Annotated in this window: 13 protein-coding genes; 3 read left to right on the top strand and 10 right to left on the bottom strand. The window is 57.6% G+C overall.

Going from position 1 to position 14,009, the window contains the following annotated elements:
- Positions 1 to 69 precede the first annotated feature (69 nt).
- Both ABLV30_RS29055 and ABLV30_RS29050 read right to left on the bottom strand, forming a co-directional pair.
- Positions 70 to 2,031, bottom strand: a complete 1,962-nt coding sequence (locus tag ABLV30_RS29055; protein ID WP_049102987.1) for a glycoside hydrolase family 127 protein — start codon at positions 2,029 to 2,031, stop codon at positions 70 to 72.
- Positions 2,032 to 2,041: 10 nt separating this feature from the next.
- Positions 2,042 to 3,442 (bottom strand): MFS transporter, encoded by a 1,401-nt coding sequence (locus ABLV30_RS29050; RefSeq protein WP_049102988.1) that lies wholly within the window; start codon positions 3,440 to 3,442, stop codon positions 2,042 to 2,044.
- Positions 3,443 to 3,694: 252 nt separating this feature from the next.
- Here ABLV30_RS29050 and ABLV30_RS29045 point away from each other — a divergent pair, with 252 nt between their 5' ends.
- Entirely contained in the window at positions 3,695 to 4,510 is an 816-nt protein-coding gene (locus ABLV30_RS29045) for a helix-turn-helix domain-containing protein (RefSeq protein ID WP_014227222.1), read from the top strand.
- Between the two features lie 187 nt (positions 4,511 to 4,697).
- On the opposite strand, the gene araD is transcribed toward ABLV30_RS29045, so the two are convergent.
- The 8 genes from araD to yiaK all read right to left on the bottom strand — a co-directional run bounded on the left by araD (position 4,698) and on the right by yiaK (position 12,274).
- Positions 4,698 to 5,396, bottom strand: coding sequence for an L-ribulose-5-phosphate 4-epimerase (gene araD, locus ABLV30_RS29040; RefSeq protein WP_014839773.1), 699 nt, complete (start codon positions 5,394 to 5,396; stop codon positions 4,698 to 4,700).
- Positions 5,390 to 6,250 (bottom strand): L-ribulose-5-phosphate 3-epimerase, encoded by an 861-nt coding sequence (locus tag ABLV30_RS29035; RefSeq protein WP_009653713.1) that lies wholly within the window; start codon positions 6,248 to 6,250, stop codon positions 5,390 to 5,392. Before ABLV30_RS29035 ends, araD begins: the two co-directional genes overlap by 7 nt.
- Positions 6,243 to 6,905 (bottom strand): 3-keto-L-gulonate-6-phosphate decarboxylase UlaD, encoded by a 663-nt coding sequence (gene ulaD / locus ABLV30_RS29030; RefSeq protein WP_049082792.1) that lies wholly within the window; start codon positions 6,903 to 6,905, stop codon positions 6,243 to 6,245. Before ulaD ends, ABLV30_RS29035 begins: the two co-directional genes overlap by 8 nt.
- On the bottom strand, positions 6,902 to 8,407 hold the full coding sequence (locus ABLV30_RS29025; RefSeq protein ID WP_265801666.1) for an FGGY-family carbohydrate kinase: 1,506 nt from the start codon (positions 8,405 to 8,407) through the stop codon (positions 6,902 to 6,904). The genes ulaD and ABLV30_RS29025 overlap by 4 nt, the downstream gene beginning before the upstream one ends.
- 77 nt (positions 8,408 to 8,484) lie before the next feature.
- Positions 8,485 to 9,804, bottom strand: a complete 1,320-nt coding sequence (locus tag ABLV30_RS29020; RefSeq protein ID WP_265801668.1) for an MFS transporter — start codon at positions 9,802 to 9,804, stop codon at positions 8,485 to 8,487.
- A gap of 52 nt (positions 9,805 to 9,856) precedes the next feature.
- Complete coding sequence (locus ABLV30_RS29015) at positions 9,857 to 10,786, bottom strand: DUF4862 family protein (RefSeq protein WP_064357650.1); 930 nt, start codon at positions 10,784 to 10,786, stop codon at positions 9,857 to 9,859.
- A gap of 13 nt (positions 10,787 to 10,799) precedes the next feature.
- Positions 10,800 to 11,264 carry a YhcH/YjgK/YiaL family protein gene (locus ABLV30_RS29010; RefSeq protein WP_049069631.1) on the bottom strand — a complete coding sequence of 155 codons (465 nt, stop codon included), beginning with the start codon at positions 11,262 to 11,264 and terminating at the stop codon, positions 10,800 to 10,802.
- 11 nt (positions 11,265 to 11,275) lie between these two features.
- Positions 11,276 to 12,274, bottom strand: coding sequence for a 3-dehydro-L-gulonate 2-dehydrogenase (yiaK, locus tag ABLV30_RS29005; protein ID WP_014839766.1), 999 nt, complete (start codon positions 12,272 to 12,274; stop codon positions 11,276 to 11,278).
- A gap of 218 nt (positions 12,275 to 12,492) precedes the next feature.
- On the opposite strand from yiaK, the gene yiaJ reads away from it, so the two are divergent.
- Positions 12,493 to 13,311 (top strand): IclR family transcriptional regulator YiaJ, encoded by an 819-nt coding sequence (gene yiaJ, locus ABLV30_RS29000; RefSeq protein WP_265801671.1) that lies wholly within the window; start codon positions 12,493 to 12,495, stop codon positions 13,309 to 13,311.
- Between the two features lie 118 nt (positions 13,312 to 13,429).
- Complete coding sequence (locus ABLV30_RS28995) at positions 13,430 to 13,918, top strand: 4Fe-4S dicluster domain-containing protein (RefSeq protein ID WP_014227212.1); 489 nt, start codon at positions 13,430 to 13,432, stop codon at positions 13,916 to 13,918.
- Positions 13,919 to 14,009: the final 91 nt, after the last annotated feature.

Genomic DNA, 14,009 nt, shown 5'->3' with positions numbered 1-14,009 from the left:
ACCCGGGCTACGATAACGCACAAACCTTGTAGCCCCGGTAAGCGCAGCGCCACCGGGGAATGTTCACACTTACGCTTCCGTCTCGTTCACCCAGATGCGCATCTCGCCTTCGCCGCGGTTGGCCCAGCTAAACCACGGAATAAAGGTTAATACTTGCGGCTGACGGGAGGACGGCGCGCGGTCATAGTGCCATAGGGCCTGGTTTTCGGCATCTTCCGCCGTTTGCTTATAGCCCGGCGCCTGGAGAAGTATCTTGCGGGCAAAAATCCCTTTGCCTTCGACAGTGCTAAACCGGGCATCGCGCGGCAGCTGCAGGTTATGCAATTGCTCGCCGTTATCCGCCTGCTCCAGGCAATAAACCAGCGGACCGCGCTGGACGGCGACCTGGCCTGCCTGGTGGCGCACCAGCGGGTTACCGTAAATGCGGCGCACCGGCATCGGCAGGGTTAACTGTAGCGTGTCGCCCTCCTGCCAGAGATGGCTGATGTGCAGATACCCTTTGCGCACGTCCTGCGTAACCGGCGCGCCGTTGAGCGTGACCTGCGGCTTATCGCACCAGTCCGGCAGACGCAGCGCCAGGGTATGATTAACCGGTGAAGATGAATCGATGACTATCTTCACCTGTTCCTGCCACGGATAGTTGCCGCTGATGCGCAGGCGTAGCGCCTCATTGCCCACCGGGATCTCCACGCTGTTGCCGATATACAGGTTGATGTACAGGGCGTCGTCGTGCGGCGTGTAGATATAGTGACCCAGCGAGGTGAGCACCCGTGCGATATTCGGCGGGCAGCAGGCGCAGCCGAACCAGCGCTGACGGACGGGCTTAACGTGATCGTAAATATGGTTGAATTTTAAGGATTTTGGATGCACTTCCAGCGGATTGACGTAGAAGAAGTGCTTGCCGTCGAGCGCCATTCCACCCAGCACGGTGTTATACAGCGCGCGCTCCATCACGTCGGCATATTGGCTGTCGGCTTCCATCTCCAGCATCCGGCGGGCAAACATCATCAGGCCAATGGAAGCACAGCTTTCGGCATAGACCGTGTCGTTTGGCAGGTCATAGTCGCTGCTGAAGGCCTCCCCGCTGCTCTGCGAACCGATTCCGCCGGTGATATACAGCTGACGCCGGGCCATATTTTTCCACAGGCGCAGGCAATCCCGGCGCTTGCCCTCGTCCTGACTTAAACGGGCGAGGTGGGCAACGCCGGTCATCAGATAGACGAAACGCACCGCGTGGCCGATGGCGACCGGCTGTTCGGAAATCGGCTGATGCGCCTGGCTGTAGGGTTTATCCATCACCATCCACGCCGGACCGTAGGTGTTCCAGTAAGAGGTTTTGCCGCGCTTCTCATATTCGATATCGTAAAAATGCGGCTGTGTTCCGCGCGCCTCAACGAAGTACTTAACCAGGGCGATATAGCGCGGCTCCTGAGTGACGTCATACAGGCGCATTAACGCCAGCTCGATTTCCGGATGGCCAGGGTAGCCGTGCAGCTGGTTATCTCCGGGGCCAAACACGCTATCGATGTGGTCGGCGAGGCGGCAGACGACATCCAGCAGACGACGTTTGCCGGTGGCCTGGAAGAAGGCGACACCCGCTTCAATCATGTGCCCGGCGCAGTACAGTTCGTGGCATTCGGCGAGGTTGGTCCAGCGCTCCTCTGGCGCTTTGACCGTGAAATATGTATTCAGATAGCCATCTTCACACTGGGCGGCCGCGACCAGTTCAATCACCTCATCGGCGGTTTTTTCCAGCCCGGCGTCCGGCTTCTGACACAGCGACCAGGCCACCGCCTCCAGCCATTTCGCCACGTCGCTGTCCTGAAAGACCATGCCGTAGAATTCGCCCTCCTGTCGCCCGGCGGCGATGCGGAAGTTCTCTATCGCATGGCTCGGGTCCGCCTCCTCGATACGGTCGTTAAGCGCATCCCACTGATAAGGGATCACCACATCGCGCACCAGCTGCTGGTACTGGCCGAGGAACGGGTCGTTGATTTTCAGTTTGTGCAGATCGACTTCCATAACAGACATGGCGGACTCCTTAAGGCTGAACATGACGCGTACGCAGATCGCTGGCGATGCGCGCCATCATCGGATTGTTGAGCTTGCAGGCGCGAATGGAAAGGGCCAGCAGCAGATGGAACAGGGCGGGCAGCAGGGTCTCCATGGAGGCGATACCCGCCAGTGATGATGCCGTTTGGTTTTCCACGCCCGGCTGATAGGCCACGTAGATAAACACGAGGCTGATAATGCCGGCGCTGGAGGCCCACGCCAGCTTGATAAAGAACAGGTTAAAGGCGAAGTTCATCCCGGAAGAACGCACGCCGGTTTTCCATTCGCCGTAGTCGTCGGAGAAGGCCATCAGCGAAAAGTGCAGCGGCAGGGTAAAGCCGAGAATAATGCCGTTGCCGAGGATGACGACCAGCCACAGGGTCTGGTACGCCTGCCCGGTTGGCAAAAACCACATCGCCACGGCCAGCGCGGCCAGCACCAGGTTGGTGTAGTAGTAGAGTTTGACGGTATCAAAGCGGCGCGAGAGCAGGTTGATGATGACGGAGCCCGCAATCGAGGCGAAGGTTACCATGGTGAAGAATAGCGAGGTGTAGCCGGTGGAGCCGCCCAGCACGTAGGTGATGAAGTACATGTAGCCGCCGCCGCGGATATTGAAGACGTTGATGAGCAGAAATGACATCACCAGCATCAGCAGCAGCTGGTCGTTTTTACGCAGCCCGGCGATGTGCTCGCGCAGGGTAAATTTCCCCATGACATCCAGCGAGACGCGTTCGCGAACCCAGAAGAAGCAGCACAGGAACATCGCCACCGCGATGGCGCAGAGTACGCCGACGCCGTACTGATACCCCTGTGCGGTATCGCCCTGGCCGAGCGCTTTTACCATCCACGGCAGCCCAACGGAGACTAAGAATCCCGCCACGCCGCACAGGACAAAGCGCCATGCCTGGCACGAGATAACTTCGCTATGACGCGTGGTCATCGTGTTGATCAGCGCGCAGTAGGGGACGTTTATCGCGGTGTAGCTCACCGACAGCAGCAGATAGGTGCCGAACGCCCAGGCGATTTTTACCCCCATGCTGGCGTCGGGCACGGTAAACGTCAGGACGCCGATAACGCCGATCGGCACGGCAATCCACAGCTGCCAGGGACGAAAGCGTCCCCAGCGGCTCTGGGTACGGTCGGCCAGCACGCCCATAATCGGGTCGGAAACGGCGTCGAAAACGCGCAGGGCCAGAAACAGGGTCCCGACCAGCGCGGGCGTCAGGCCGAAGACATCGGTATAGAAAAAAGTTAAAAAGTTCATGATCAGGCAGGTAATCACCGTCCCGCCCGCGTCGCCCAATCCGTAGCCTATTTTTTCCCGAAGGGATAATTTGTCGTCCTGGGCACGCTGTGCCAAATCAGTTGTGGTAATCGGAGCCGAAGTCATAAATAACTCCCGGAGATGATGTGCGAATAATATCCCGCTGAAGTGCGGGCTTTAATTGTGTTATTTGCAAATTACGTTATTTATTCTGCACTAAATGTTGGGGGCAACAAGGGAAGGAAAAAGTATAAAAAGAGGACGATTCCGACCTGATGGTAAAAATGTGATTTCGATCCAGCGGGCGGCTATTTTATCGTGAATAATCAAAGGTAACAGGGGTTATTAATGCTATTAAAAGCGGAATATTGAATGTCTATGCTTGAATTGTCCATGTCACTTCCGATTAAGGTGCAAAATGGTGGGTTGTTTATTTCCCGAGGCATCGGCAGCCATCCGGCTCGTCAGCTTCACTCCTGGGAAATAATCTTTGTGGAAAAAGGGACATTAACGATCCGCGAAAACAACGAGATTTTTAGCGTCAACGCCGGGGAAAGTTTATTGCTCTGGCCGCGGCGTTTACACGTCGGAATCGGGCAATTTCCGGCAGATTTAAAATTCTACTGGCTGCATTTTGAAGTGACCTCCGGTGAAAACGTTTCGCTGCCTGAGGCGCTGCTGTCGATTCCGCAGCACACGCGCGTCAGCGAGCCGCAGTATATTATTTCGTTGTTCCGCCAATTCTTACGCGAGCAGGAAAATATTCATCGTAGCGTGGCGCTGGAGCTGATCCTGCTGCTGATTCTGCAGCAAGTTTCGGCGGCAGCGGGCGAACAGCCCGCCGACAGCCCCGGCAATGCGCTGGCGTGGAGAGCGCAGCAAATCATTCGTACCCGGTTTCATTTGCCCCTTTCCGCATCCACGCTGGCGCAGGAGCTGCACTGCAACGCCGATTATCTGGGGCGGATTTATCGCCATGTTTTCCGGCTGACCTTAACCGAAGCGCTGCACCGTCAGCGGGTGAGGGCGGCGGAAAAGCTGCTTATCAGCGATTCCCTGTCGCTCACCGAGGTGGCGATGAAATGCGGATTTAACGATGTCGGCTATTTTCGCAAGATTTTCCGTAAGCATACCAGCCTGACGCCCGCGGCGTGGAAGCGTCGTTACTGCAAGGAACATATTAATTCGGCGTAGGGTTGATGGGTTTTTCCCGCCGGGGATGCGTAGCCCGGACAGATGCGCAGCATCGCCTCCGGGAAAATTCTGCAACATCCTGCACGCTTCCCCCGGGGGCGGCGCAAAGCGCCTGCCCGGGCTACGGGACCGCAGACCGCCGGTAGCCCGGATAAGGCGTTAGCCGCCATCCGGGAGTCCCGCGGTGTTAGTTTTGCCCGTAATAGGCATTCGCGCCGTGTTTACGCAGGTAGTGTTTATCGAGCAGTTCAGACTGCATATCCGGCAGCTGTGGCGCCAGCTGGCGTGAGAACAGGCCCATATAGGCGCACTCTTCAAGTACCACGGCGTTATGTACGGCGTCGGCCGCATCTTTACCCCAGGCAAACGGGCCGTGCGAATGGACTAATACCGCCGGGATTTGCGCCGGATCCAGACCGCGCTGTTCAAAGGTTTTGATAATCACTTCGCCGGTCTGATACTCATACTCCCCGTTAATCTCCTCAACGGTCATCGGCCGGGTGCAGGGGATGGCGCCATAAAAATAGTCGGCGTGGGTGGTGCCCCAGGCGGGGAGATCGAGACCGGCCTGCGACCAGATCGTCGCATGGCGGGAGTGGGTATGCACGATCCCGCCGATCTGCGGATAGCGACGATAAAGGGCCAGATGCGTTGGCGTATCCGAAGAGGGTTTTTTAGCGCCTTCAACGATCTTACCGCTGGCGATCTCTACGACCACCATATCGTCGGCGGTCATCACCTCATATTCGACGCCGGAGGGCTTAATGACCATCAGACGGCGCGTTTCATCCACCGCGCTGACGTTGCCCCAGGTAAAGGTGACCAGCCGGTGCGCCGGGAGCGCCAGGTTTGCCGCCAGCACCTCGGCTTTCAGTTGCTCTAACATGTGAAACCTCCTTCCTGCATCCGTGATTCAATCCAGCGCCGGGCCTGGATAATCTCCAGCACCGGTTCGCTGGCCTTCTCCGTCCACATCTCAATCAGAAACGAACCGCGGTAGTTCAGCTCATGCAGCGTCTTAAAGATGCCGACAAAATCAACGCATCCTTCGCCGAACGGCACGTCGCGGAACTGGCCCGGGCTATCGTCGGTGACGGGCAGCGTGTCTTTCAGGTGGATGGCGGCGATACGATCGATACCCAGTTTCAGCTCGGCGGTGACGTCGTTCCCCCAGGCGCTGAGGTTGCCGACGTCCGGATAGACGGTAAACCACGGTGACGAAAGCCTCTCGTCCCACTTTTTCCATTTGCTGATGGAGTTCATAAAGGCGGTGTCCATGATCTCCACCGCCAGCATCACCTGCGCGGCGGCGGCCTGTTCTACCGCCCAGGCCAGTCCTTCGGCAAAACGCTGCCGGGTGCCTTCATCGTGCTCTTCGTAATAGACGTCGTAACCCGCCAGCTGAATAGTACGAATCCCCAGATCGCGCGCCAGGCGGATGGCTTTGGTCATAATCTCCCGCGCCCGCTCGCGTACCGCCTCGTCGCGGCTGCCAAAGGGGAAACGGCGATGGGCGGACAGGCACATTGAGGGAATAGCGACGCCGGTTTCCAGCATCGCGCTCACCAGCGATGCCCGCTGGGCCGATGTCCACTCCAGGCGCGAAAGGCGTTCGTCGGTCTCGTCCACCGACATTTCGACAAAATCAAAACCGCAGCTTTTGGCCAGCACCAGCCGTTCAGGCCAGCTGAGATCCTTCGCCAGCGCTTTTTCATAAATACCTAACGGGTGGTTACGCATGCTGTTCTCCCCAGATAGCGTCGATTTGCGCGTGGAATTCGGCGGCAACCCGTGCCGGATGGGCAGCGCCTGCCAGCGCGCGCCCGGCAATAAACGCTTTGACGTTGATATCCTTGAACAGCGGCAGATCGGCCGGGGTAATCCCGCCGGTGATCGATAGCTCAAGGCCAATGTCGGAGAGCGCTTTCATGCGCGCCAGATCCGCCTCCCCCCACTGCTGCCCGCTGGCCTGGGCATCGCGTCCGCGATGGTAAATCGCCTGATGGACGCCGGTACGGTACCAGGCGCGGGCGTCATCCAGCGTCCAGTTGCCGAACAGCTCCATCTGAATTTCACCGCCGCAGGCCTGGGCCACGGCGTGGCCTTTCTCGACCGTGGCGAGCGGCGCGGCGCAGATGATGGTCATCCAGTTGGCGCCAGCGCCAAAGGCCTGCTGCGCCAGGGTTTCACCGGCGTCGGCGACTTTCCAGTCGGCGACGATGATCTTCTGCGGACACTGGGTGCGCAGGGCTGTAACTGCGTTAAGCCCCTCGGTCAAACAGAGGATGGTCCCCGCCTCCACGATATCAACGTGATCCTGTAGCAGGGCGACATCGCGCTGCGCAGCCTGAAGGCTGGTGTGGTCCAGCGCCAGCTGCAGTAATGGTCGGCTCATAATGCGTGCTCCTTAATACGGGCGTGATAGCCCTGTAGTGCCTCAATCAAATCCTGGTAGTGGCGGTATTTGCGCTGATAGCGTGCGTGGGCGGTCATATCGGGCAGCAGCGTGCGTACCGGGTGCTGCCGGGCGCGCCGGGCTTCGCTAAAGCTGCGGTATACGCCGGTGCCGACGCGCGCCGCGAGGGCAGCGCCAAAGCAGCCGGTCTCTTCCACCTGCGGCAGTTCAACGCGTAAGCCGCTGACGTCCGCCAGCATTTGCATCCAGACGTCGGAGTGCGCCGGGCCGCCGGTGACGCGCAGGGCCTGAACGCTTGTAAAGCGTTCGCGCATACGGTTGAGATGGGTCATATGGCTGAATACCACGCCTTCATAAACCGCCTGCAGCAGGTGCGCGCGGGTATGCAGCGCCTGCATGCCGTAAAAGCCGCAGGTCATCTCCAGCCCGGCGTTGCTGCCGTAGAGAAACGGCAGAAAAAACAGCTCGCTCCCGGCTTTCGGCAAACTGGCTACGGCCTGATTGATCTCATCAAACGAGAGATCGCCCCACTGGGCGGTAAACCACTCGAGGTTGCCGGATGAGGTCGGGCTGGCTTCGTGAACGATATACTGGCCGTCATTGACGTAGCGGCCATAGACGTAAGGGTGAGCCTCATGTTCGCGCAGACCGTGAGCGATACCGCTGGTGACGGCCCAGGTCCCCATCACCGCATTGAGGGTCGACTCATCCTCAATCCCGGCGCAAAGGGCGGTGGAGACCACGTCAAACAGGCCGCCAACGACGGGAGTACCCGCCGCCAGACCGGTTAAAGCGGCTGCCTGAGCGGTGATCTCCCCGCATATTTCGGCTGACCCTACAACGGGGGGCAGCGCGCTATCCACTTCGCCGATCCCCAGCCATTGGGTCAGACACGGGTCGTACTGGCCCGTGGACATGTTGTAGAGGTTGGACTCGGAGATGTTGCTCTCCTCGCAGCCTTTCACGCCAGTTAAGCACCAGCGCAGATAGTCATGCCCCATCATCACGCAGCCAATTTGCGCGTAGCGCTGGGGGTCATTCTCTTTGACCCAGCGCAGCAGAGAAGCCGGATGCCCGGTCCATAGCGTCTGGCGGGTAATGGGATAGAGCCGTTCGGGAATACGGTCCCGTTGCCAGCGCTGAACGATATTCAGCGCCCGACGATCGGACGAGAGGATGGCGTTACCCAGCGGCCGATCCTGCTTATCGAGGAGAAAGAGCCCCTTACCCTGAGCGGAGATGCCCACGCCTTTAATCTGTTCACCGGATACCCCTGCCCGTTGTAATAGTCCGGCAATGGTTGCCGCGCAGTGTTGCCAGAGCTGATGCATGTCGCGTTCGGCGTAACCCGGCAAGGGCGACATCGTCTGTAGCGCTTGCCGCACAATGCCATGTTCATGACCTTCGGCATCATATAAACCGGCTTTCAGATACGTGCCGCCACAATCAATACCCAGCCAGAAGGCCTGTTTCTTGCTCATCTTTCGCATCTCATTCTTGCCGGGAGGACCCGGCATATTTCGCAGACCCGGCAGGCGCAGCGCCGCCGGGCTCGATTTTACGCAGTGCGTTTATGTGGGTTTATCGTCTTTACCGGCGCAGCACCGGCATCGCATTTCGCCGGCAGCAGTAGCGCCATCAGCGCGGCCAGCGCCAGGGAGATCGCCAGGCAATAAACGCCGGCGTCTTTGCTGTACAGCGTGATCAGAACCCCGACCGCATAAGGGCCACAAAATCCGCCGAGGTTGCCAAGCGCGTTGATAACCCCGCGCGCGCCGCCCGCCATTTCAGCGCTGAACAGACGTGCCGGGATGGTCCAGAACACGCCAGCCGCCGATTGCAGGAAGAATCCGCAGCCGACCAGCGCGGCATAGGAGAGCCATATTTGATTTTTCAGCGCCACCGACAGGAACATGCACAGAGCGAAGCCAATCAGCGGCAGGCAGACGAACAGCTTGCGTTTACCGGTTCGGTCTGAAAGAGAAGAGAACAGGAACATCCCGGCAATGGCGCCGACGTACGGCAGAATGGCGAGCATCCCGACCTGCCCCATGCTGCTGTGGGTTAATTCTTTCAGAATGGTGGGCAGCCACAGGGTGTAGCCGTAAATGCCGGCCTGGTAGAAGAAGTTCAGGGCGATAAGCTGCCACATGGTTTTGTCGGAGAGAACGGCGCTCAGAGAGGCGTTTTTCACCTCGGTGCCGGCAATGGCCCGTTGCTCTGCGGCCAGCGTCTCGACCAGATAGTTCTGCTCTGCTTTAGAGATCCAGCGCGCTTCCTGCGGCCGGTCATAGATGGTGTAGGTCCACAGAACCAAAACAACCAGCGAGAGCAAACCTTCGATAATAAACAGCCAGCGCCAGTCGAGAACCGTGATAATCCAGCCTGAGAGCGGGGCGGTGATAATCCCGGCAATCGGCACGAACATAATGACAATCGCGTTGGCGCGACCGCGTTCCGCATCAGGGAACCAGTTACTGATCATGGTGAGAACGACCGGCAGCATGCCGCCTTCCGCCACGCCTAGTAAGAAGCGCAGGGCCAGAAGCTGGTACTGATTGGTAATTAACCCCGTCAGCACGGAGATAACCGCCCAGGCGACCAGCGACCAGCCGATAAATTTCTTACCGCTGCCGTGAACGGCAATTTTCCCGCCGGGAACCTGTAAAAATAGATAACCGATAAAGAAAATACCGCCCGCCAGCCCCGCCATGGTGGCGGAAATACCTAAATCGGCATCCATGCCGCCGGGCATGGCAAAGGCAATATTGACCCGGTCCATATAAGAAATAATACAGGTGATCAGTATTGGGGGAATAATTCTTAACCAGCGCTGGCGCGGTATATCTTTGGGTGTAGAGTTAGAGGTTATATTCATCTTTATAGTCTCGTAATATTAAAAAATATTCTGGCGATGAAGGTGGTTATTATTATTGTGCTTGTTTTAGCGCTGAGATGCCGTCGCGTAATATCGCGATGCGATGGTCAACGTTTGCGCTGGCAGTGATTTCCAGTAATTTGATACCTGAGAATTGCAGGGGATCGTCTCCTGCGCAGGCAAATAATTCACGAGCGTGGTCGGTGGTCATCAGGCTCTGCGGGCAGAAAGGCGCGAACGGCGCGTGTAAATCCTGCCATTCGCCGTACTCGCCGGTTTGCGTCGTGCCGGAAAACATCAGCGCGCCGAGCTTCCCTGCCCGTTTTGCCTGCTGCGTATGGGTGAGCGGTAGAACGGTATTCCGCCCTTCAATGGCAGAGCGCGCCCAGTTGATACAGATGCTGATGTCGTAGTCGGCAATGGCTTCCAGCACGTTTTCTAACGGCAAAAATCCTTTGCGCGGCGCGGTGCCGGTCATCGCGTCGCAGTGCTCCAGCACCAGCTCGCAGGACCAGTCCCAGCGGGTAATCTCTTTTAATGAACGGGCAAAGGCATCGGTAGCCTGATCCACGTTGGCATTGCCCGCCAGCGGGGCGGCGTGAAGCTCAAGGGCAATGACCTTTCCGGCGGTCTTACCATTGATTTTAGCGATCTTCTGCTGCAGGTGACGATAGTACTCCACGCAGGCTTTGCGCTGCTCTTCGTCGCTGGATGCCAGCCCAAAGCCGCCGTTTTCACCGCGGCGGCGCATGGTTTCCATGATGGCGGTAACGACAATCTGCCAGTGTCCCGGGGTATGGCGCAATAACCACTCGTCGCCGAGCGGATGAAGATGTTCAAGGCAGGGTTGCTCCAGCCCGCGAATATCCGGGGTGTCGGAGAGCTGCCGCCAGAATTCCGTCTCTTCCTCTTCACTCTTTTGGTGAAATGAGGGTGCACAGGGGTACGCACCGATAATGTAACCGGTATTATTCGAATTCATTTTGTGCTCCTTATTATAAAACTGAGATAGCGACCTTAACGACTATTTTGCGGATCGGGGTGGCTACAGTTTTATTACATCCAGGACGATGTACATCTTGCGGGAAAAATATCGCATAGTTGCCTGGCGTCATTTCAAAGAACGATTCATGTTGGCTGTCGTGATAGAAAATAATATCGCGCTGTTCTAACAACGATTCGCTGATTTGATTATTGCCGGTATCAATGGCGATACCGATTTTTTCTTCACCCCACGCCAGAAACTGGATATCCAGATAGCGACGGTGAACCTCCGGACGATTGTCAGCGGCATCGCGGGTGGTTAAGTCAATAACCTGCGCGAAGATGTTCTTGCCGTCGATTTCCACGACGCCGGGTTCCAGCGCGTGAAAATCCGTCGTGCGCAGGAAATCAAGCGCCTGTTCAATGGCCGCGGGCAGACGACACGGATTCGGTTGAGCAATATGGCCAAAAATCATGGGTGAGCTCCTTACAGCGCCTGAATTTTGGCCCATACGCTGTCATCGACGGTAATACCGTTGCGGCGGTTTTCATCCAGCAGTCGGGTAAATTCATGGCCGGGCAGGCGGACCGCCACATTTTCATCGGCGCGTTCGGCGGTGGTGATGAAATCCATAATTCGCTGCAGTTTGGCGTCGCGGGTTGCGCCATCGATCAGCTTATCCACTTCTATGGCGATGAAGATCTGCGAAACGCCATATTCATCGCTGTTTTCCTGAGTCACTTCGGCAACGGAAGAGCCGTTGGAAAGCAGGGTGGCAATCATATCCAGCACAATCGACAGGCCGGAACCTTTCCAGTAGCCCATCGGCAAAATACGGCGGTTTTTCTCGATAACCCCCGGTTCTTTGGTCAAATGACCTTCATCGTCGAATCCGCCGTCCACGGGCAGCTCGCGGCCGGCAAGGCGGTTAACTTCCAGCATGCCGTAGGAGAACATCGACATCGACATATCCACCATGGTGATCGGCGTCGACGGAATGGCGACGATCAGCGGATTGGTGCCGATACGGCACTCCTTAGCGCCCCACGGCGGCATAACGGCGATGGAGTTGGTCCAGCAGATGCCGATGTAGCCTTTTTCCGCCGCCTGCCAGCCATAGCTGCCGCCGCGCATCCAGTGGTTGGCGTTACGTAACGCCACCAGGCCGATACCGTGATCGGAAGCCAGTTCGATGGCCCGGTCCATCATCTTTTTCGCCGTCAGGTTGCCGATGGAGCGCTGGGCATCCCACTGTTCGATAGCGCCTAGGCTGGTCACCCGCTGCGGTTTAGCCTCGGGGATGATGTCGCCGTTGTCCAGCTGCTGGATGAAGCGAGGAAAGCGGTTCACGCCGTGAGAATAGACGCCGGATTCGGTGGTGCGGGCAAACATTTCTGCGCAGGCATCGGCGGTTTCTGCGGCGATACCCCGCGCCAGCAGTACTCGATTGAATGCCTCTTTTAACTGCTCAAACGTTACTTTCATTCCTGTTTCCCTGGTCAGAGTTGATCGCTTTTTTATCTCTAAATTTCAATATGCGAAATCTGATTTCAAATATAGCGATCAATTTTTATCAGATCAACGGGCAGCGTTATTTTTAAAAATCATAAAAATCATAAAGTTGTGTTTTTTCGGTTCAGATCGTGAACTGAAACACACTTTGCGCTACCATCTGAACGCGACAAAAACGGGGAGCGGAAACGATGGGCACAAAAGAGAGCGATGTAACGCAAGACAAAGAGAGGCCTGCCGGAAGCCAGAGCCTTTTTCGTGGGTTGATGCTGATTGAGATCCTGAGTAATTACCCAAACGGATGCCCGCTGGCGCATCTGTCGGAACTGGCGGGCCTGAACAAAAGCACCGTTCATCGCTTATTGCAGGGGCTGCAATCCTGCGGCTACGTGACGCCAGCCCCGGCGGCGGGGAGCTATCGTCTGACGACAAAGTTTATCGCCGTTGGCCAAAAGGCTTTGTCGTCGCTCAATATCATCCACGTCGCGGCGCCGCATCTTGAGGCGCTCAACCTGGCCACCGGCGAGACGGTGAACTTCTCCAGCCGTGAAGATGACCACGCTATCCTGATTTATAAGCTGGAGCCGACCACCGGCATGCTGCGTACGCGCGCCTATATTGGCCAGCATATGCCGCTGTACTGCTCGGCAATGGGCAAGATTTATATGGCGTTTGGCCATCCTGACTACGTTGAGAGCTACTGGAATTCACACCAGGATATTATTCAGCCGCTGACCCGGAATACCATTACCGGCTTACCTGCGATGCTTGATGAGCTAGCGCAGATCCGCGAGCGTAATATGGCGATGGACAGGGAAGAGAACGAGTTGGGCGTGTCCTGCCTGGCGGTCCCGGTTTTCGATATTCATGGACGCGTGCCTTATGCCATTTCTATCTCCTTATCAACATCGCGCCTCAAGCAGGTAGGGGAGAAGAATTTACTCAAGCCGCTGCGCGATACGGCAGAGGCGATTTCCCGCGAACTGGGCTTTTCCGTGCGGGAAGGGTAAGGCAGATGACCAAATTGTCCCGGGCATCTGAGAGAAAACGCCGCTGACTCCATTCAGGATCAAGGCGCGGAAGCGGTTTTTTCTGGCACTCTGCGTTTTTATCCCCAGTGGAGCAAGGATGAACCGGTTTATTATCGCGGATGCGCAAAAGTGCATCGGCTGTCGTACCTGTGAAGTCGCCTGCGTGGTATCCCATCAGCGGGACCAGGACTGTTCTGGCGTTTCCGCCATGCGCTTTGCGCCGCGGATCCGCGTGGTGAAAAATGACGAACTCTCGACGGCGACGCTTTGCCGCCAGTGTGAAGATGCGCCCTGCGCCAACGTCTGCCCCGAGGGCGCTATCCGCCGGGAAAATTCGGTCTGGCGCGTGGATCAGCGCCGCTGCATCGGCTGCAAAAGCTGCATGGTGGCGTGCCCCTATGGCGCGATGACGGTGATGCGGGTGGAGGAGGGCGTACAGGCGCTGAAGTGCGATTTGTGCAGCCATCGGGAAGAAGGCCCGGCCTGCGTGGCGGCATGCCCGACGCAGGCGCTGCGCTGCATGGAACCGATGGAGCTGGAGAGAATAGCCGCTGAACGTCGCCAGCGGATGGCGCTGGCGATGTAGCGATGATGCCTTCTTACGGCGTGTTCCCGGAGGCGGCGCTGCCTGTCCGCAGAACGCTGGAAGCCTGTAGCCCGGCTGAGCGCAGCGCGAG

It is taken from the genome of Klebsiella sp. CN_Kp113 (genome assembly GCF_040064585.1).
GTDB lineage: Bacteria > Pseudomonadota > Gammaproteobacteria > Enterobacterales > Enterobacteriaceae > Klebsiella > Klebsiella michiganensis.
Note: the sequence above shows the minus strand (reverse complement) of the source record. Positions and strands in the feature narration are given on the sequence as shown.